This is a genomic window from Nocardia sp. NPDC049737 (genome assembly GCF_040674755.1).
Classification (GTDB): Bacteria; Actinomycetota; Actinomycetes; order Mycobacteriales; family Mycobacteriaceae; genus Nocardia.
In genome coordinates, this window is sequence record NZ_JBFANH010000009.1 from 127,197 (window position 1) to 145,639 (window position 18,443).

Sequence of the window (18,443 nt, forward strand, 5' to 3'; positions counted from 1 at the left end):
GGCGAATCGATGCGGATCGGCCGTTACCGCACATATTGGCCAATATATGCGGCAACGGTCATCAAGTTCGGTATCGACGCCGACTTCAGCTCGACGCGGCCTACCGTCCGCCTTCGTCCTCGATGCGCTGCCGGATCGCCTGTACCGTACGGTCTTTCGGGATGCGCTCGGGCCAGAAGATCACCGCGAACACCACGGTCAGGGGCAGGCCGAACACGATCACCCACCCGAGCATGATCCACATGTCGGCACTCATCGGCGCACTCCGTCGATGAGCGACCAGCGGGCGAAAGTCTCACGCGGGCAGGCGCATTCGATGTCGCACGCACCCATCAGTCGATTCAGTGTCGCCGCGTCGATATGGCCGGAACTCGGGAGCAACACCACGTCGGTACCTGATGCCTCAGCCTGTTCGGCCAGACTCAGTACCGAGCCCGTGTCGGCCCAGCGCAGCACGTATCCCAACCGGCGCGCCAAGCGGCGCACTTGAGCCGAGTCCCATTCGGGTACCGGCGAACACGGGTCCATCCAGCCGAGCGCATCCATGCCGCAACCCTCCTGTCGTTGGCAAGCTCCCACCGCCGAGGACTTCGCATCACCCGGCGGCGGGGCTGAAAAAGACGCTAGGCGTGCGACTTTGGGGAATGGAGTACTTCGACGGCTACAACCGTCTACAGCCGGACTACGCACGTTAGGCTGGTCTTATGGATGAGTCGGACGCCGTTACCGGTGCCCGGCTGCGCGCTGCGCGCGAGGCGGCGAGGCTCAGCCTGTCCGCGCTGGCGGCGCGAACTCACTACTCCAAGGCATTGCTCGGCCTGTTGGAGACCGGGCAGCGCCAGATCCGACCGGAACACGTCCGCGCTTACTCCGATGCCTTGGGCATCGGCTCATCGCTGTTCAACGAACCAGCCGATGGTGAGCAGGCAGCGGCGGAATGGATTCATCGGGTTGCCGCGTCGGACCTCGGTGGAGACACTTTGGACCGCCTGGAGCTGGCGGTGGACGACTTGGCGGCGGGATACCCGATGACTCCGCCGGGCGAACTGCTCATGCGCATACGGCAACATCTCGGCTATGCCGGACGCCTGATGGACAGCCGCAAGACCCTGACCCAACACCGCCGGTTGCTGGTCGCGGTCGGCTGGCTGTCGCTGCTGGGCAGCACCTGCCACATCGACTTGGGCGAAATCTCCGCCGCAGCGGCGCGCGGACACCTGGCCTGGAAGCTCGCGGACGAAGCGGGACACCGTGAGATCGCGGCATGGTGCCTGGAAACACGGGCATGGCAGCAACTGACCGGCGGTGAGTTCACGGCAGCGGCCGAGTTAGCGCGCGCCGCGCAGTCCCTTGCCCCGGAAGACAGTTCGGCGTTCATCCAGGCGACTGCTCAGGAGGGCCGTGCTCTGGCGCGGCTCGGGGACAGCAAAGGCACCTACGGGGCGCTGCGCAAGGTCGCCAGGATGGTATCCGGGCTGAGCACGCCTGATCGACCCGAACACCATTTCCGCTACGACCCAGCGAAATCGGATGCCTATGTGGCCACCACGCTGGCGTGGCTCGGTGATCCGGCGGCGGAGTCCTACGCCCGGCACGTACTCGCCGATTTGGCGGGGGCCGCATCCGCCCGCCCGCGTCGCATCGCGATGGCGAACCTTGACCTGGGTCTGGCGCTGGTCGCCGCCGACAAGCCTGATGAGGCGGCGGACGTGGCGCTGGCCGTGGTCACCTCGGGCAACCTGGTGCCCTCCCACTACTGGCGCGTATCCGAGGTGGTCTCCGGTATCGAACACCGGGATGTCGCGGACGCGGCCATGGTGCGTGAAGCGTTCCGCGACACCTACGCCGTGTAGCAACCACAGATTCGCACAGGTCAGAGGCGTGATCGGCGCACCCCCGAACTTGCCAAGACCTTGCCAAGACAGGCAGATACGGGTCGGACACAGCGGTACTGGCTGGACGTTCTCATGCCTCTGACCTCGACGGGATGGACCGGGCGGTACCTGCTGGACGATGTGGCGCGCTTTTACACACCAGCGGTCGGGGTTCGAACCCCTCTGCGCCCACCGAAGAACTACCAGCTAGATACCAGTTTCGTTATCGCAACACATCTGCTCCACGGTCATTTCATGGAGCAAACGTGGAGCAGGCACGGTTTGCGGGACCAAGAAGGGGAGCTAGATGGCGGACGCAGTCAACCCAGCCACCGCCCTCTACCAAATCCTTGACCGCGTCATCAACTCCCAAGCCACCTCCGTTGCCAAAGGGCTGGGAGTCTGTCCTCGGGGCAAACGTAGGCACTGCTGGGTTCGCGCTTCGCCACAGTGAAGTCGTAGGTCTGTTGAGCGCTGTCCATCAGCGCCTACTGAGGTTGCCTGCAGGCGACGGCGATCGCGAGCGGCACTTGCGCTATCTGCCAGCCTGGTACGACGCGATTGTCTGCCGAAACGGCTGGAACAGCTCGACCTTCCCCCGCCGCGAACCTAATCCCCTCTGAGACCCTGGACCACCTTGGCAGTTTGGGGTCCTTGTTCAGGATGATGGCGGCTTTCGTTGTGCGTCAGGCAGAGAGCAGATCCACCCTGCTGACTCGTACCTCATACTGCTCTTCACGGAGGGCGCCCTCCGCCTTCTCTTCCCAATCGGCCAGGCCACCGCTATGTCGGTGCTGTCCAGGGAGATGAGTGCCGCAGAGGCCGCGCGGCGGCGCGGGATGAGTACGGCATCGGTGGGTAGGTGGAAGCAGACTTTCCTGGATGCCGGGACCAAGGCCCTCGATGAAGATTCCCTCCGGTCCGGCCGGGGCGCAGGGCACGCCGGAGCAGCGGCGGTTGCGGATGGCACGAGACCGACGACCTACCTCAACGCGCCCTTGCTGACGTTCCCCGTCATTTGCATCATATGTTTGGCTTTGGAACGTTTTGGTGGGGTGGTTCCTGCGCCCGCGGAATGATCACGCAGGCCCTACTGCAGGCGTAGGATGAGCGCATGGATTTCGCGGTTCGGGCTGGGTGATGAAGAGCCTCCCGGGAAATCCTATAATGGGGGGTGCCATTGAAAATGGTTGGCATCACTATCGCATGCGGGTCGCTCGGGCTGACCAGTAGCCTTTACTCTCCGGTGACACTGTCGCCGGGGCGGCGGGAAAGTAAATGGAATTTGGACGCGATCATTCGTATGTCCATTTTCCGCAAATACATGAGAAATTCCTCTAAAGAAGCGAGTGAACTTCACATGTCCGAGAACAGCAAACACAGGTGGTGGGTTGTTGGCGTCGCGGTCCCTCTCCTGGCCGCCGCGATCGGCGCTATTGTCGTTTTGTGGCCCAAGCCTGATCCGACAGCTGTACCGAGCTCAACGTCATCGAACGCGCTACGGACCACGATCCCGCTTCCGGCCGCTGACCCGATACCGGACTGCAAGTGCTTCAATTACAATCCTGAATGGCCGGGTCTTGCTCGAGGCTGCTACAGCGGTTCGATGAGTGCATGTGACCGGCTGTGGAACCAGACCGCGTATGCGGCCACCCCGGCGCCTGTGGCACACAACTACGGGCTCAGTTGCGGCGGGCGACGGTCTCTCGACAAGGGGCAAGGATATACGTATTCGTCTTGTGCCGAGCGGTTCCCAGGCCATGCTTGAGTGGAGCCGCTTCACAAAGGGCAGAGTGAGAAGGCTATGGCCAGTTGGCCTTCCGCAACATCCCAGGCAAAACCGAAATCTTACGGACCTGTCGTACGTGTCCAACTCGTTGGTTGCATAGGGCTGACACCAGACGTCTAATGATAGTTAACTGATAGTTTGCTTCCAAGGGGTGGTTGGAATGCTATTGCACAGTCGCTGTTGGGGGGTGATCGCCTCAACCCTGATGGTCGGGGCGTCCATTACCGGTTCACCGGGTGGCGTCGCACAACCGCCGGAGCCGACAACGCTCGCCGGAATTCTCGCTCGAGTGGAAGCGCGCGGCAATCCAGCAGAGGGCTCCGCACTGGACGCTGCGCAGCAGTGGGTCGCGCGTTATGGGGACATAGACCTGCCACTGACCAACGTAAATCGCGCAATAGAGTACGCCGGGACCTGGCCACCGGAGTGTGTGAATCCGGTGGCAGCATTCGAGATCAACGCGCAGCCTTCCGGACCGGATATCGCCGCCATGATCTACAACGGCCCATGGCGTTTTTCGTGGGAGCCGGTGCCCGACCCGCCTGGTGTACTTTCCCCGTTCTCAGGAGTTCGGTTTATCTTCGTCAACATCGAACAGCAATTTATTGGCGAGGTTCCGTGGGAGTGGACCGGAACGCGGACAATACCGGCTATTCCGTTGGATCGGGCCTTCCAAGGGAACTTTCCGATTCGATTCAGTCAACTCACTGAGTTCGGTGGTGGGACGGTCGTCGGCCTCTTTGTCGGGCAAGACATCCCGACTAATGGGCCCCAGTGTCCCCCGTACAGCAGAGCGGTTGTCGCAAACGGGGACTCCACAGGCTGCTCGCACTTCTTGTGCCCGAGTGGCTACCCCTACAACCGCTACCCGCCTCCCTACGGCTGACCGCGACCACAGCCTATGCACTTGGGGTGAGGCGGGTTTCACCGCTGCTGGCTGCGCCACTTGAGGTAACCCTGTTGCGGATTTGGACGCACCGAAACCCTCCTCCAGGGCACACCGCTGACTGCCGCCGCCCTGCCGAACCTCCGGCAGCTGCCGCCCTGCTCGATGAGCTGGACATGCGTGAGGATGCCCGCCCGGCGTACCGTCGAGTTTGTGAGCAGTGGCGCCTTGCCGGCGGCAGCGGTGAAGGGCTCGGACCCGTGGGCCCGGGTGTTCGCGGCGCTGTATGACCCTCTGCTGTGGGTGGGCGAGAGGGCGGGTATGGGCGCTCGCCGACGGGATTTGCTCCGCCATGCGAGGGGGCGGACTGTCGAGCTCGGCAGTGGCACCGGTCTTAACCTGGAGTACTACCCTGACGGTCTCGACGAGCTGATCCTCACCGAACCGGAGCCCGCGATGCGTGCGCGGTTGGCGCGGAGACTGCTTCGCAGTCGACGTCGAGCGCGTGTGCTCGACGCATCGGCGGAACAACTGCCGTTCGCGGATGAAACCGTGGATACGGTCGTCTCAACTCTCGTGTTATGCACCGTCGACGACCCTGATCCGGTGTTGCGGGAGATCGAGCGCGTGTTGCGCCCCCGCGGGCAGCTGCTGTTTCTCGAGCACGTACGTTCTGAGTCGCGGCGACTTGCCTATTGGCAGGACCGCCTCGCTGGCCCGTGGCGCCGGTTCGCGGAGGGCTGCCACTGCAACCGCGCCACTCTCGAGCTGATCCGGGCGTGCGGGCTGGAGCTCGAAGACGTACAGGAAGCGTCGTGGCGCGGAGAGCCCCCGATTGTTCGACCGCTGATCCAGGGTGTGGCCACCAAAAGCGGTAAGTGACTGAAGCTGCGGCTCACTCGGCCGCGTACCGGCGTGCTGCCTCAACGGGCCTGTCGGTGGTACCAACCGCATGAGACAGCACAACTAACCGAGCACGCCTACGCTCCCCCACTGGCTATCAGCCAGGCTCGCGTAACGCTGCGTCGTCCGCAGCGACGCGTGCCCAAGCAGTTTTTGAACCTGCTGGATCGGCACCCACGCGCGTACGAGGCGGCCCGCGTAGGTGTGCCGTAGATCGTGAGGCCGGACCTTTCCCAGTCGCCGGGTGAACTCGGCGGCTGGGAAGTCGGCGATGCCGGAGCTGAAACGGCCGATTCGTGTCCGCACCGGCCATGAACAGGGCAAACTGTCCGGTGGACTCTCGCGGTCTCACGGTAGGGCTGACCATAGGCAGTATTCCGGAGCTAGGAGGACGCGATGACTAGTTTTGCAAGCCAGCAGTGCATCTCCCAGATGTCGGAGACGAACCCGCGGGCGCAGCTGTTCGTTGATGGAGGCGCCGCATACGCCTATTTGATGTACCGGGATATCCAAGACGGCCGGTACGACCGCATCCCTACGCCGCCGGGCAACGATCATCTGGTGTTGCATGTCGAGAAGGGGCTGCGGGTGACGATGTTCTCCGAGCCCGTGTTCACCGGAGCCAAGACCGTAGTGGCAGCGGATCAGGGCAGGCGCGTCAGGCAGTTGGTCGACCGCGCGGTGGTGAAATCAGCGATCGTCGAATCGGTCTGACGCAGACCATCGCCGCAGCCGCTCGAAGTCTTCTCATGGACTGTCGAGGAATTAATCATCTACCGAACACGGGACTGCCGCAGATCTTCATAGCGCGATGCGCGCGCCGACCGCGGTCAAGGTGAGGATGGCTCGGGGTGCGGTGACGAGATCGCCTGCTTTGGCGATGGTGCTGAGAAAGACCGTCCCGGTGCCGAGCACGAACAGCACAGCGGTCACGATCAGGTAGCTGATTTCCGGACATGCGTCGATCCACCCCGGCGGGCCGAGGGGGTACGCAATTGTGCGGGGCTGCATGCCAGTGGCGTGTGAGGGCAGTGCAAGAGCCCGCTGTAAAGGTCGATGGCATGACGTGGCATAGCGGCCAGCAGGCCGAGGGGAAAACAATTCTGGTTACCGGCGCTAACGCTGGCATCGGGTATTTCACCGCCGAGCAACTGGCGGCCAAGGGTGCCACCGTGGTGCTGGGCTGCCGTGACACCGCCAAGGGCGACCTCGCGGTGCGCGCGATCCGGGCACAGGTTCCCGGCGCACGACTGCGATGCGTGCGCTTGGATCTGGCGGATCTGTCCTCCCTGCCTGCGACAGCGGACGCCCTCGATGCCGATAGCCTGGACGCGGTCGTGCTCAATGCCGGAGTGCTGCTGTCGGGTCGCGATCGCCGCGTGAGTGCTCAGGGGCACGAATTGATGTTCGCGACAAACCATCTCGGGCACTTCGCGCTAATCGCTCATCTTGCGCCGATGCTGACGGCCGCCGCGAACAGTCGGGTGATCACGGTGGGCAGCTTCGCCGCGCGGTCGGAGCGGCTGGATCTCACCGATCTGCAGTCCGAGTACGACTACCGGCCCAAGCGCAGCTATGGGCGATCGAAACTGGCCCAGATGCTATTCGGTTTCGAACTGGATCGTCGTCTGCGCGCACGCGGTGCCGGCACCGCCAGCATTGTCGTCCATCCCGGCGGTGCCCTGGACTCGCTGACCCCGTCGCGGCCACCGTTGTTCGTGCGCACCACCACCCAGCGCCTGCGCGGGCTGCCCGCAGGTGTTGTACTGCACGGCAAACACGCGGGGGCCGAAAGCATTGTCCGAGCCGTTCTGGACGCCGAGATCACCGGCGGGCAACTATGGGGGCCAAGGGTTTTCGGTCTCCGCGGACAACCGCATCGGGAAACACCCCACGCGCATATGACCGACCTCGACACCGCCACCGGAGTGTGGGCCGCCAGCTCGGCACTCACCGGCGTCGATCCGCTCGACTGTCCGTCTACGCCGGCCCGACCATGACCCGCCCTGTTTCAACTCCAAATACCCCGAATCGTCATGACGGGCGCCTCGGAATGCCACACAGCTCGCGGTTCGAAACCGGCGACTGTGCACGTTCGAACGAGCGCACCATAATGCCGCTACCCGAGCGAACGACTGACGCTTGGGGGTGTGCGCGGTGGTCTCTGATGTGCCTGCTGCGGCCGATCAGGTTCTGCGCGAGATGACCATGATGTATTCGCAGGGAGCGTTCGTTCGGTTGGCGAAGCCGTGGTCCGCGTCGGCCTGGAAGAACAGGGAGTCGCCTGTGTTCAGGGTCTCGCTGATCCCGCCGATCGCGACGGTGAGAGTGCCTTCGAGCACCACGAGTTGTTTCTCCGTACCCGGCGGATACGCGGGCAGCAGCCCGGTAGAGACCTGTGCGGGGAGGTAGTGGACGACCATCTCGGCTCCTCCCGCGCCCGGGGCCGCTGACACCATGTGCCGCTCGAAGCCGGTTTCCGGGTCACGGAAAACGGGGCGATCGTTCTTGCGCATGACAACGGCCACACCAGACGCGGCAGCAGCTGCCCCACCGATCAGGTCCGACAGCGACGCGTCGAGCGCGTGGGCGATCCTAGACGCGACGCCGATCGTCGGGCTCTTCTCACCGCGTTCGACCTTGGACAGCATCGCCCGGCTGACCGACGACTGTGTGGACAGCTGTTCCAGCGTCAGACCCGCCTCCTCGCGGCGTCGCCGCACGTTACCGCCGAACGCGCCGGCCAGGTCGTCACTGTGCTGCGGTTCGGCCGTGTTTTCGTCTTGCTCGACCACCCGTGCTCCTCGATCGATGAGTACCTCGCTGCCCACAGTGTAGATTTCTTCTAAAGAAGATATAGTCTTCTATCGGAGACACGCGATATGCGCCCAACACGACGGAGGTTCCATGCGTTTGATCTCGAGTGGCCAGCACCATGCCACGTTCGAATTCGGCGATCTGCAGGTGATCTCGTTGCGAGACGGGTACATCGACATGCCGCCGACACGGCTCCGCGACGAGGATGGGCGCACGCTCGAGGAGCTGCCAGCCGCCGTGCCGCTGGCCGGTGACAACTTGCGGCTGTCGGTCAATGCCTTCTTCGTCACCGACGGCACGCGGTCGGTTCTCATTGACACCGGCGCGTCCAACGCATGGCACGACCCCACCATGGGATTGATCTACGACGCGCTCGACGAAGCGGGAATCGACCGCGCGCATGTCACCGATGTGGCCATCACCCACAAGCACGAAGACCATGTGAGCGGCCTGATCGCGCCGGACGGTTCAGAGGCGTTCACCGAACTTGAGCGCGTGTGGATCGGCGCGGGCGACACCTCGGTGTTCACGGGGCGGCTCGAGCCGATCCGCGACCGGGTCGTACCCGTGTCCGAGACGGTCGCGATCAACGACTGGACCACCGCGATCCCGACGCCGGGCCACACACCCGGTCACACCGTCTACCACGTCAGGAGCGGCACCGGTCACCTTCTCGCGTGGGGCGACACCGTTCACGTTCCCACGCTCCAATTCGATCAGCCGAACGTGTCCTGGGAGCTCGACGGCAACCAGTCCCAGGCCCGCGCCGCGCGAGCGGCCCTCCTCGAACAACTGACCCAACCACACCACTTCGTAGCCGGCGCCCACCTCGACTCACCCGGCATCGCCCGCGTAACCCCCTCCGGCGACGGCTACGCGCTGGAATACCTCGCACCACCGATCGGCTGATCGAGCCTGTCGGCTCCGAGCCGCGCTCGCGATGGCGGCCAAGGGGGCAAGCTCGTCCGGAACGTGGTCGAGCCGATCAGGCGCTGTCCGGGCGCGTAGAAGTTGATCAAGGTCGAGGGTTAAATTAGCCGGAGGCCTTGTTGAGGAAGATCTGCTCGCAGCCGGCCGCGGTGAGCGCGTCGCGTTGCCCGTCAGGGTTCTGGTCGGTGGTCGATACACGCCCGTAGTCGATTCTCATGCCGGAATGCATCGAAACCCGACAGGTTGACTTTCGGTGCGCGCGGCATGCTTTACAGGCCCGGCCTACGGAAACGTCATGCCGCCGTGGCTGTCTCGCGAACGTCCGTTCGCGAGACAGGTGATGGTTGCCCAGTGCCGAGCTCAGTTAATGGGCGCGGTGGGCATGTTCCGGAGCGATGATGCGTGGGTGGTCGAATCGGGAGTTGTCGATGACGATGTCGGCTCGTGCCCACGGCCGCGAACACTTGAAGTACAGGCGCTGTCCGTCGACGTATCGACGCATCGTCTCGTGCTCTGGGTCCGGGTGAGTGCCATCGCGTTCGGCCATCCGCTGGGCCGTCACCTCGAATGGCACGTCCAGAAAAACCGACACATCCCAGATGTCGACGAGTTCGTCTCGATGTAGGAACAGTCCCTCGACCACGACCACCGCTTTGCGCGGCGCGAGACAAGCCGCCCGACGGACGATGGTGTCGGAGCCGGGATCGTAGGAAGCGGTGCGATACCAACCATCACCGCCGGACCGCAGTGGGTCGAGTGCGTCACGACGTAGTGCGCGGTAGTTGTAGGAATCGAGCCAGAAACCCTGTGGTGATCGTCGGCCCCGTGCATGCCGGACCACGGACGGGTTCAGGAAATCATCGGCATGCAGCACGATCACGGGTCGAGTGTGAAGCCGCTTCACGAGTTCGGTGGTGAATGTGGTCTTCCCGCTGCCATCGACGCCATCAACAGCGACGAGGGCACGCTCGAGCGCAACCCCTTTCAATATCCGTGCGGCGATCGTCTGGAAAACATCGACCATCGAACAAGTATTGCCGTACAGGCGCGCTCTGTCGGTGGCACACTCGACGACCGCGAGTAGACAACCGACGAGCAGTGTCGAAGCGTTCAGTAGACACTGGACACCGGTGCCCTGCGAGTGAATCAGTGATTTGAGGCTCGACACAGCTCCTCACCATCCGTGCCATCGGGAACGCGAAAACACCGCCATCTTCGACTGCAAGTCACACGGAAACCCGCGCCGGGGATTTACGTCGAAAAAGCCTGGGATGCAGCTATTTTCGACATCGTGGATCGGCTACGGGCGGGGTCCGACCGCCGACCAGAACCCCGCCCCCTTGCGTCGGCTCTCGAAACCGGCGGTTCCGTCGCGTCATCCCTCGCCGCCCAACTACCGTCCGGCGAGCTCGGCGACGACCGGAGCGAACCTTTCGGCGAAGTCGGCGCCGAAGATGAAATAGGAGAAGCCGATCTCCTCCCGTCGCCGCTGGATTTCCTCGGCGGCGGCGGCCGGGTCGTCCGGAAGTACGGTCAGCGCGTCCGCCGCGCGCAGCGCGGCAGGGTCGGTGTCGGGGGGCGCCATGTGCGGCGCGACAGTGTCGCCGATGACCGGCACGGCGAGCGCGAGCTCGATGTCCGGAACGGCGCGGAAGTCGTGTGCCAGCCGCGCGACTTCGGTCCGAGGCTGATCCCCCAACGCGAATGTGACCGTGTCCGCGACCTCGGCCGCCAACGCCCGGGCCTTCGGACCGAGTACGGCCATCGCCACCGGCGTGTGCATGTCGGGGCCATCGAGATCGCGCAGCGCCCTGACGGTCTCACCTATCTGTGCCAGCCGCTCGTGCGGCGGGACGACGGGCAGTCCCTTGTCGCGGAGCTCGTCCTCAATTCCTGGCCTGCCGGTGCCGATGCCCATCTCGAAGCGACCGTCGGTCAGTAGCGACAGTGAGTGCGCTTCCCACGCCGTCATCCAGGCCGGGCGTAGCGGAGAGGCATACACCCAGGTGCCCACGCGCAGGTCGGTACGGGCCGCGACGGTGGCCAGCATGGGGCCAGGCGCCGGTTGTGTGAGAGGGAAGTCGGGCACCAGCAGCGTCGAGTAGCCGCTGTCGGCGATGCGGCGCACACGGTCCAGCCACGTCGGCAGGTCAGTTCTGAGCGGGGCCACGACCCCGAATCGAAACGGTCTCGTCATGCCTGAATTCCTCTCTGTGGTCGGCGAGATCACTTGCCAGCCACCTTTGGGGTAGGCCCATGATCATCTCCTTCGGTACATCCAGAGATATCGACGACGGATCAACCCGAAATTCATCGGTGCAGCCGAGATCGTGTCCACGCTCCGGCGAACGGCTCTGAACTCGGCATTTTGGTGCGTTGACCCTCTCGAGCTCAGTGGCACACGCCGACTAAACGAGCCATTAGTCCTGTTGAAGAGGACTCCGAACATAGCTGAAGAGGACTCCCAGCATCGACAGTCCCGGCCCACTGATCAACAAATGTGTCGAAACGGTTGGTGTTCAACAAGTCCTGTCGGGCCTTTCTCGTACAGTCGCGCCCATGACCGACACCTCCGGCGCGGCATCGGCGCTCGCCCTCGAAGGTGATGCCCTCGGTCCGATCGGAGGCGGCGGCGCACTCGTCGGCTACGCGCGGGACCGGGCAGCTGCTCGACTGCCAGCTACATGCGCTGACGGCCGCCGGATGCCAGAAAATCTTCGCGGACAAGAAATTCGGCAAGAACGCCGAGCGCGAAGAACTGTGGTGTTGCCTCGAGTACCTGCGCCCCGGCGACACCCTCGTGGCGCCCGCCCTGGACCGCCTCGGCAGATCCTGCAAGGCGCCATCGCGATCGTCGCCAGTCTGTAAGCGCGGCATCGGATTCCGGTCTCTGGACGAAGCGCTCGACACCACCACCCGGCGGCCGGTTGGTCTCCGTGTGTTCGCCGCGCTGGGCGTAGTTCATCCGCGAGCCGATCGTCGACGGCACCGACGAGGGCCTGGTCGCCGCCCGAGCCGGGCAACGCCTCCGCCGGCCACCGAACAGATCCGCCAGGCCCGTGCTATCCCCCCGCCCGGAGGAGGCGGTGTCCTCGGTTACGCGGCTGGTCGGTGTCTCGCGGCACCCCCTACAAGCACATCTCTGCCTCGACCAACGTTTGCCATGCCGCTGCCTTACGCGCGCAGTTGGCCACCCTGCAACACCGGTGCCGTTGCATGGTGAGCTGTGCCTCCAGCACACCAAGTGGCTCGTCCGGTGCGTCATGCGGAAACCCGACCGGCCAGTACGCGGCGGTGTTCATCTCACTCAGCTCCCTGCTCACACGATGCAATCTCTTGACGGACTGCCCTTCGAGTACCCGTCCTGGCCACGGCCACACCACGGCGACGACCGCGACCATGACTCCCCGCACCGCAGCCAAGCCGACCGCGAATGCCTGCCACCCCTGCATACCGGTCACCGAATCTCGGTGTCCGACACGGCGATCGGCAGTCCCCTGTCCGGAAACGCTTTCATGAGCTCCCGAGTATTGGCCCACTTCGCAAGCATCCTGACCGACGGACGGCTGATCTACTTCGCAGACTTGGGCCTCGCCGACTTCGATCTTTCCGCCGAGGAGACTGACTTCTTCCGGAATCACAGCGCATACGACCACTGCTACATCGCAAGTCACCTGCTCCGTCACATTCTCCTCGGTAAACGGCGTGACAGAACGAAATACAAAGCGTTCTTGCGTGATTGGGGCGAAGAACCACCGATGTCACGCCCGAGTTCGCCGCGATCATCATGTACGGGCCAGCATGATTCTGAACAACTTCCACCGCGATCTGCTCCGGAGTAAGCGGACCCCCTTCCCGGAACTCGAGCTAGCCGGTCACCCGGAAACCGTTGGTCGTGAGCCACTGGCAGATCTACTGAGACATGTTCTGCCACAACGACGAATCGGATTACCGATGACTTGTCGAGTACTGGGTCCGTACGACGCCGACATACAGGATCTCTGGAACCCGGAATTACGCGGAACGGTGGTTCAGCCGACCGAGAGTTTCACCACCGGATTGGAGCCCAGGTCGGTGACGTATACGTTGCCCGCCGTATCGACCGCGACACCCTGGGGATTCTTCAGGCCGGTGAACGGCAGCGGGGTCGGCGTCGACGCGCCCGCCGCCAACCTCACCACCCATTTGCTGCCCCAGTCGACGACGTACAAGTCGCCCGCCGGGTCGACCGTCATACCCTGGGGATCTTTGAGCCCAGTGACCGGCAACGTGGTCGGCGCCGACGCGCCCGCCGACAACCTCAGCACCCGCTCGGTACTCAATTCGGTGACGTACACGTTGCCCGCAGCGTCGACCGCCACACCCTGGGGATCTTGGAGCCCCGTGAACGGCAGGGTCGTCGGCGCCGACGCGCCCGCCGCCAATTTCACCACCCGATCATTACCCCGGTCACCGACGTACACGTCTCCCGCCGTGTCTACCGCCACACCCTGGGGATCTTTGAGCCCGGTGAACGGCAGCGGGGTCGGCGTCGACGCGCCCGCCGCCAATTTCACCACCCGATCGTTACTCGTGTCGGTGACATAAATGTTGCCCGCAGCGTCGACCGCCACACCCTGGGGGTTATTCAGGCCGGTGAACGGCAGCAGGGTCGACGTCGACGCGCCCGCCGCCAATTTCACCACCCGATCGCTACCCATGTCGGTGACGTATACGTTGCCCGCCGTGTCGACCGCCACATCGGTGGGCAGGCTGACGTCGGTGAACGGCAGCGCAGTCTGTGACAAGAACCCCGGGCCGATAGGTGTGGGCGAGTTGCCACCGCCGCCGGATTCCCCTTGGACACCGATGAAGACAGCTACGGCGGCCACCACCGTAACCGCGACCGCGGCGGCGAGCAGCCCGGCGGTCTTGGGCGACAATCTGATTCGCTGCGTAAGGCGCGCAGCCGCGCCCCCGGTGGTACTGACCGCGGAACCGTCTACCACGGCGCAGGCCGCCGCGGCCAGCTCGCGCACGGTCTGGTAGCGCTCGTCGGGGTTTTTGGCCATTCCCTTGGCGATGACCGCATCGAACGCAGGCGGTACCTCGGGTGTAGTGGTGCTGGGACGCGGCGGCGGGGTGTGCAGGTGATGGGCGATCACACCTTGCACCCCCGCTGCGCTCGCAAACGGCGGCCGGCCGGTCAGGCACTCATACAGCACGCATGTCAACGCGTATACGTCCACTCGGGCATCGGCCTTGATCTCCGCGCCGATCTCCTCCGGCGCCATGTAGGCGATGGTGCCGATGGTCTCGCCGATCGTGGTCAGCGTACGGTCGTCGGCGGCGTGGGCGATCCCGAAGTCGATCAGGGAGGCGAACTCATCGGCCCCTAGCAGGATGTTGGTGGGTTTGACGTCGCGGTGGACCAGCCCGGCGTCGTGGGCCGCCTGCAGCGCGCCTGCCACCTGTGCGACGATCGCCACTGCCCGCTGCGGCGACAAGGCCCCTTCTTGCGTGATCACCTTGCGCAGGTCGGTGCCCTCGATCAAGCGCATATTCAGATAGAGCCGACCGTCGATGTCGCCGAAGTCGTGGATGGGGATCACATGCGGCTCGGTCAACTGCGCTACTGCCCGGCACTCCCGGCGGAACCGCTCGCGCAGCTGCTCGTCATCGGCGAAGCGCTCGGGCAACACCTTGAGCGCCACCACCCGATTGGTCAGCGAATCATGCGCCCGCCACACCTGGCCCATGCCACCCTGACCGAGCAGCGACAGAAGCCGATAACGTCCGAACGCCTCCGCTGGCCCCCGAGTGGGGTCCCCGCCACTCAATGCCGTGTCATCCATTGCGCCGTCCCATGACCACCCGACTGGCAAACGGTGTACTTGCTTGCATTCCAACCCCCCGCCCGCGAGCGGGTGGCCCTCACTAGTTGATTTAGCCAGGCCGACAGTCGAGAGTCGGCGCTATCGTCGGCTCGCGAATTTCCCAGCCCATGCTCATGCCGGCAAGTACGCGGCCGGGCACTGCCCCGCAACCGGTGCGAGTGCGCGGATCGTGTCCAGAAATCCGCCAACAAACCTGTAGCAACTTCAGCGTACCTCTGAGCCATACGATCAACTTCGTGAATCCGGCCGTCCAACACCACTCGGAGGCCAGGCCAGATTGCATAAAGGCCGGTCCGACAGCGAACCGATTCCTATGCCCGGGTGCCGACCGGTAGGCCCCCGTCCAGCACCGATCAATATCAGGAACTCCTGGAACGTCGCGACTGAAGGACGAAACGCATCGGCCGTCCGGCAGGCGTGGCGGACGGAATGTGTTCATCGCGGCAGGATTTCGGCAGGGCGATTGCGCGCTACGTGCACATCGGTGGCCGATACCGCGAGCGGGAGAAATCGCGCCACCGCGCCCTAGGCCTACTCAGCGATTGATTCGACGCTCACGCCTTTCCATTGGGTGCGCCATCCGGCAGCTGTAGCAGGCCGCGTGCCACGAGCCCCAGCACCTGCTCGAGCGCGAAATCGATGTCGGCCCGGGTCGTGGGCAAGGGGCCGTCGACGAGCAGACCTGCCAGGCCATGGACGGCCGACCAAGCGGCGATAGCGGCCCCAGGCCTTCGGTTCGAGTCCAGCAGGCCGGCCGCCTGTGCCTCGTCGAGAACCTGATTGAGGATTTCGAATGGTTCGGTACTCTCCGGTGGCGACTCGACCTCTTCGGCGGGCTGGGAGTCCCGGCTCTTGGTGTCGGCCGGGGGGTGCGAATAGAAGGCAGTGCGAAACAATCCGGGTTCGGTCAACGCGAAGTCGATGTACGCGGTCCCCACGGCGCCGAGCCGCAAGACGGGATCGGCAGCGCTGTCCACGCCTCGACGCATCTGCGCGGCCAGTTCCTTACGCGCAGAGCGCGATACGTCCGCGAGCAGTGCCTCGCGGTCGGCGAAGTGGCGATAGGCAGCCGAGTGCGATACCCCGGCCACCCGCGCCGCCTCCCGCAGGATCACTCGGTCCGGTCCGCCCTCCCGTGCCAACGCGACGCCCGCGTCCACCAGAGCCGTTCGCAACGAACCGTGGTGGTAGGGCTTTTGCCGATTCCTGGAGGGCCCGACTGAGCTCATACGTCAAGAATCGCACATCAGTGTTGACACTGGTCACATCGGTGCCTGCGCATGGCAGTCGTGCCGATGAATCGGCTGGACCGGTTCGACAGTATGCAGGGGCCCCCAACCCGTGCACCCGCGATACTCGGGCGAGTCGGCATTGTGGCGTGCCGTGAAACCCGCCTCGGACGAACGCGCCGATGTGACATTCACGACCTTGGCCGACACCCCATCGTCGTAGCTCCGGACTGTGTCACGGCAATTCGAGATCCTGATCCATCCGAACGGTGGCCCGCCGGTATCCGCAACGCTCGGTATTGCATGCAGGTTCAGCAGGTCACAATCTCCATCAGACCCGCGAACGTGGCGATCACCGCCCACTCGCGGCGTACGCCCTTCATGTCCGCTTCTTGACGGATGCCGACCTCACAGCGGGGTAGCGGGGCCTTGTGATAGCGCGGCCACGGATAGCATCGATCTTCGTACAGATCGAGGAAACGCCGAGGGGCTTGTGTTGACTACCGACCATCTTGACCGCTGGAACGCTCACGAGGCTTCGGCGGAGGCGATGATTCCGATCATTGGCAGGCTGTACCGAGAAAAGGGGGTCACCATCCTCCTGCACAGCCGGTCGCTGGTGAACAAATCGGTGATCAGCATTCTGCGGACGCACCGGTTCGCGCGGCAGATCGAGGGTGAGGAACTGTCGATCGAGCAGACGCTGCCATTCCTCGAAGTGCTCAGCAACTTGGACCTGGGGCCGTGCAAGATCGACCTCGGCCGGTTGGTGATGGCCTATCGCACCGATGGTCGCGGGCTGTCGATTCCGGAGTTCACCGGCACGGTGCTGGCCGATGTCACCGACGGCAATAAGGCCGAGGCGCAGGGCCCACGCGACGTGGTGTTGTACGGCTTCGGGCGGATCGGTCGTCTGGTCGCTCGGCTGCTCATCGAGAAGGTCGGGTCCGGCAACGGGCTGAACCTGCGGGCCGTGGTGGTACGCAAGGGTGGCGAGGGTGATCTGGCCAAGCGGGCGTCGCTGTTGCGGCGGGATTCGGTACACGGGCAGTTCAATGGAACGATCAAGGTCGACGCCGAGAACGACACGATCATCGCGAACGGCAACGTCATCAAGTTCATCTACAGCGATGATCCGACGACGATCGACTACCCCGCGTTCGGGATCAACGAGGCGATCCTGATCGACAACACCGGCAAGTGGCGTGACCGTAACGGCCTGTCGCAGCACCTGCGGCCCGGCATCGCGAAGGTCGTGCTCACCGCGCCCGGCAAGGGCGACGTCCCGAATATCGTGCACGGCGTCAACCACCGCGACCTCGATCTGTCGGAACAGATCTACTCGTGCGCTTCGTGCACGACCAACGCGATCGTGCCACCACTCAAGGCGATGGATGACGAGTACGGCATTGTGCGCGGTCACGTGGAGACTGTGCATTCGTTCACCAACGATCAGAACCTGCTGGACAACTTCCACAAGGCCGACCGGCGCGGGCGCTCCGCCCCGTTCAACCTCGTGCTCACCGAAACCGGCGCCGCATCCGCGGTCGCGAAGGCGATGCCGGACTTCAAGGCCAAGATCACCGGCAACTCGATTCGCGTTCCTACACCGGACGTTTCGGTCGCGATCCTGAACCTGCAACTCGAGCGCGAGGTCACGAAGAGCGAAGTGCTCGAGTACCTGCGTCAGGTGTCACTGGCTGGACCATTGAGCCGCAACCTGGATTACACCGCGGCCACCGACGTGGTTTCGAGCGACTTCATCGGCTCCCGCGCGGCATCCATCGTCGACGCCAACGCCACCATTGTCGACGGCGACACCGCGATCCTTTACCTCTGGTATGACAACGAATTCGGCTATTCGTGCCAGGTAGTGCGGACGGTGCAGTACATCTCAGGCATCGAGTATCCGACCTACCCGCAGTTGGGTAAGCAAGATCGCACCGACGCCGTTCCCACACCGGCCACGGCCGCCGCACGTTAGTTCGCACGGTCGACTCCGGCCATTGCGGTTTTTTCCGCGGCGACCGACCTCGCCCGTGCACTCGAGAAGCAACTGTAGTTTGCCCAGAAAAGCTGGCGACCACGCAACGTAGGTGGCCGACTTGTTTGGGCTACACACCCGCTATCGGGGAATCG

19 protein-coding genes are annotated in these 18,443 nt (G+C 64.2%); 8 read left to right on the forward strand and 11 right to left on the reverse strand.

What is annotated here, in order from left to right; genetic code table 11:
- Positions 1-100: 100 nt before the first annotated feature.
- Together AB0J47_RS14775 and AB0J47_RS14780 are read right to left on the reverse strand one after the other, a co-directional pair.
- Entirely contained in the window at positions 101-256 is a 156-nt protein-coding gene (locus AB0J47_RS14775) for a hypothetical protein (protein WP_364345461.1), read from the reverse strand.
- Positions 253-546 carry a hypothetical protein gene (locus AB0J47_RS14780; protein WP_364345463.1) on the reverse strand — a complete coding sequence of 98 codons (294 nt, stop codon included), beginning with the start codon at positions 544-546 and terminating at the stop codon, positions 253-255. The genes AB0J47_RS14775 and AB0J47_RS14780 overlap by 4 nt, the downstream gene beginning before the upstream one ends.
- A 158-nt stretch (positions 547-704) precedes the next feature.
- Here AB0J47_RS14780 and AB0J47_RS14785 point away from each other — a divergent pair, with 158 nt between their 5' ends.
- Positions 705-1,853: a helix-turn-helix domain-containing protein gene (locus tag AB0J47_RS14785; protein ID WP_364345465.1), complete on the forward strand. Its 1,149-nt coding sequence runs from the start codon at positions 705-707 to the stop codon at positions 1,851-1,853.
- Between the two features lie 2,909 nt (positions 1,854-4,762).
- Positions 4,763-5,431 carry a class I SAM-dependent methyltransferase gene (locus tag AB0J47_RS14790; RefSeq protein ID WP_364345467.1) on the forward strand — a complete coding sequence of 223 codons (669 nt, stop codon included), beginning with the start codon at positions 4,763-4,765 and terminating at the stop codon, positions 5,429-5,431.
- A gap of 84 nt (positions 5,432-5,515) precedes the next feature.
- Here AB0J47_RS14790 and AB0J47_RS14795 read toward each other — a convergent pair whose 3' ends face one another.
- Complete coding sequence (locus tag AB0J47_RS14795; RefSeq protein ID WP_364345469.1) at positions 5,516-5,758, reverse strand: site-specific integrase; 243 nt, start codon at positions 5,756-5,758, stop codon at positions 5,516-5,518.
- Positions 5,759-5,848: 90 nt separating this feature from the next.
- On the opposite strand from AB0J47_RS14795, the gene AB0J47_RS14800 reads away from it, so the two are divergent.
- Positions 5,849-6,166, forward strand: coding sequence for a hypothetical protein (locus AB0J47_RS14800; protein WP_364345471.1), 318 nt, complete (start codon positions 5,849-5,851; stop codon positions 6,164-6,166).
- An 87-nt stretch (positions 6,167-6,253) separates the two neighbouring features.
- Here the strand turns inward: AB0J47_RS14800 and AB0J47_RS14805 are convergent, their stop codons facing one another.
- Entirely contained in the window at positions 6,254-6,463 is a 210-nt protein-coding gene (locus tag AB0J47_RS14805; RefSeq protein WP_364345473.1) for a hypothetical protein, read from the reverse strand.
- Between the two features lie 50 nt (positions 6,464-6,513).
- Between AB0J47_RS14805 and AB0J47_RS14810 the strand changes: the two genes are divergently transcribed.
- Positions 6,514-7,452 (forward strand): SDR family NAD(P)-dependent oxidoreductase, encoded by a 939-nt coding sequence (locus AB0J47_RS14810; RefSeq protein WP_364345475.1) that lies wholly within the window; start codon positions 6,514-6,516, stop codon positions 7,450-7,452.
- A 186-nt stretch (positions 7,453-7,638) separates the two neighbouring features.
- Here the strand turns inward: AB0J47_RS14810 and AB0J47_RS14815 are convergent, their stop codons facing one another.
- Positions 7,639-8,247, reverse strand: a complete 609-nt coding sequence (locus AB0J47_RS14815; RefSeq protein WP_364345478.1) for an XRE family transcriptional regulator — start codon at positions 8,245-8,247, stop codon at positions 7,639-7,641.
- A 199-nt stretch (positions 8,248-8,446) separates the two neighbouring features.
- On the opposite strand from AB0J47_RS14815, the gene AB0J47_RS14820 reads away from it, so the two are divergent.
- Entirely contained in the window at positions 8,447-9,178 is a 732-nt protein-coding gene (locus tag AB0J47_RS14820) for an MBL fold metallo-hydrolase (protein WP_364345480.1), read from the forward strand.
- A gap of 124 nt (positions 9,179-9,302) precedes the next feature.
- Here AB0J47_RS14820 and AB0J47_RS14825 read toward each other — a convergent pair whose 3' ends face one another.
- Positions 9,303-9,416, reverse strand: a complete 114-nt coding sequence (locus AB0J47_RS14825) for a recombinase family protein (RefSeq protein ID WP_364345482.1) — start codon at positions 9,414-9,416, stop codon at positions 9,303-9,305.
- Positions 9,417-9,563: 147 nt separating this feature from the next.
- A complete protein-coding gene (locus tag AB0J47_RS14830; RefSeq protein WP_364345717.1) occupies positions 9,564-10,103 on the reverse strand; it encodes a uridine kinase in 540 nt (179 codons plus the stop codon).
- Here AB0J47_RS14830 and AB0J47_RS14835 point away from each other — a divergent pair.
- Positions 10,065-10,283, forward strand: a complete 219-nt coding sequence (locus AB0J47_RS14835) for a hypothetical protein (protein WP_364345737.1) — start codon at positions 10,065-10,067, stop codon at positions 10,281-10,283. The two genes, AB0J47_RS14830 and AB0J47_RS14835, sit on opposite strands and share 39 nt — an antisense overlap.
- Before the next feature lie 309 nt (positions 10,284-10,592).
- Here AB0J47_RS14835 and AB0J47_RS14840 read toward each other — a convergent pair whose 3' ends face one another.
- Positions 10,593-11,396: an LLM class flavin-dependent oxidoreductase gene (locus AB0J47_RS14840; protein ID WP_364345484.1), complete on the reverse strand. Its 804-nt coding sequence runs from the start codon at positions 11,394-11,396 to the stop codon at positions 10,593-10,595.
- A gap of 408 nt (positions 11,397-11,804) precedes the next feature.
- Here AB0J47_RS14840 and AB0J47_RS14845 point away from each other — a divergent pair, with 408 nt between their 5' ends.
- The gene (locus AB0J47_RS14845; protein ID WP_364345486.1) at positions 11,805-12,422 is read left to right on the forward strand and encodes a recombinase family protein; all 618 of its coding nucleotides are present in this window, start codon (positions 11,805-11,807) and stop codon (positions 12,420-12,422) included.
- On the opposite strand, the gene AB0J47_RS14850 is transcribed toward AB0J47_RS14845, so the two are convergent.
- From AB0J47_RS14850 to AB0J47_RS14860, 3 genes are all read right to left on the reverse strand, one after another.
- Positions 12,328-12,660: a hypothetical protein gene (locus tag AB0J47_RS14850; protein ID WP_364345739.1), complete on the reverse strand. Its 333-nt coding sequence runs from the start codon at positions 12,658-12,660 to the stop codon at positions 12,328-12,330. The two genes, AB0J47_RS14845 and AB0J47_RS14850, sit on opposite strands and share 95 nt — an antisense overlap.
- A gap of 570 nt (positions 12,661-13,230) precedes the next feature.
- Positions 13,231-15,033, reverse strand: coding sequence for a serine/threonine-protein kinase PknD (locus tag AB0J47_RS14855; RefSeq protein WP_364345488.1), 1,803 nt, complete (start codon positions 15,031-15,033; stop codon positions 13,231-13,233).
- Positions 15,034-15,629: 596 nt separating this feature from the next.
- Positions 15,630-16,250, reverse strand: a complete 621-nt coding sequence (locus AB0J47_RS14860) for a TetR/AcrR family transcriptional regulator (RefSeq protein WP_364345491.1) — start codon at positions 16,248-16,250, stop codon at positions 15,630-15,632.
- A gap of 550 nt (positions 16,251-16,800) precedes the next feature.
- On the opposite strand from AB0J47_RS14860, the gene AB0J47_RS14865 reads away from it, so the two are divergent.
- On the forward strand, positions 16,801-18,288 hold the full coding sequence (locus AB0J47_RS14865) for a glyceraldehyde-3-phosphate dehydrogenase (protein WP_364345493.1): 1,488 nt from the start codon (positions 16,801-16,803) through the stop codon (positions 18,286-18,288).
- Positions 18,289-18,443 lie beyond the last annotated feature (155 nt).

Bases quoted from the DNA above. Each gene is read 5' to 3' on its own strand.
- AB0J47_RS14775 (WP_364345461.1), bottom strand. From the start codon at position 256: ATGAGTGCCGACATGTGGATCATGCTCGGGTGGGTGATCGTGTTCGGC.
- AB0J47_RS14780 (WP_364345463.1), bottom strand. From the start codon at position 546: ATGGATGCGCTCGGCTGGATGGACCCGTGTTCGCCGGTACCCGAATGG.
- AB0J47_RS14785 (WP_364345465.1), top strand. From the start codon at position 705: ATGGATGAGTCGGACGCCGTTACCGGTGCCCGGCTGCGCGCTGCGCGC.
- AB0J47_RS14800 (WP_364345471.1), top strand. From the start codon at position 5,849: ATGACTAGTTTTGCAAGCCAGCAGTGCATCTCCCAGATGTCGGAGACG.
- AB0J47_RS14805 (WP_364345473.1), bottom strand. From the start codon at position 6,463: ATGCAGCCCCGCACAATTGCGTACCCCCTCGGCCCGCCGGGGTGGATC.
- AB0J47_RS14810 (WP_364345475.1), top strand. From the start codon at position 6,514: ATGACGTGGCATAGCGGCCAGCAGGCCGAGGGGAAAACAATTCTGGTT.
- AB0J47_RS14820 (WP_364345480.1), top strand. From the start codon at position 8,447: ATGCCGCCGACACGGCTCCGCGACGAGGATGGGCGCACGCTCGAGGAG.
- AB0J47_RS14825 (WP_364345482.1), bottom strand. From the start codon at position 9,416: ATGAGAATCGACTACGGGCGTGTATCGACCACCGACCAGAACCCTGAC.
- AB0J47_RS14835 (WP_364345737.1), top strand. From the start codon at position 10,065: ATGCAGCACGATCACGGGTCGAGTGTGAAGCCGCTTCACGAGTTCGGT.
- AB0J47_RS14840 (WP_364345484.1), bottom strand. From the start codon at position 11,396: ATGACGAGACCGTTTCGATTCGGGGTCGTGGCCCCGCTCAGAACTGAC.
- AB0J47_RS14845 (WP_364345486.1), top strand. From the start codon at position 11,805: ATGCCCTCGGTCCGATCGGAGGCGGCGGCGCACTCGTCGGCTACGCGC.
- AB0J47_RS14855 (WP_364345488.1), bottom strand. From the start codon at position 15,033: ATGGATGACACGGCATTGAGTGGCGGGGACCCCACTCGGGGGCCAGCG.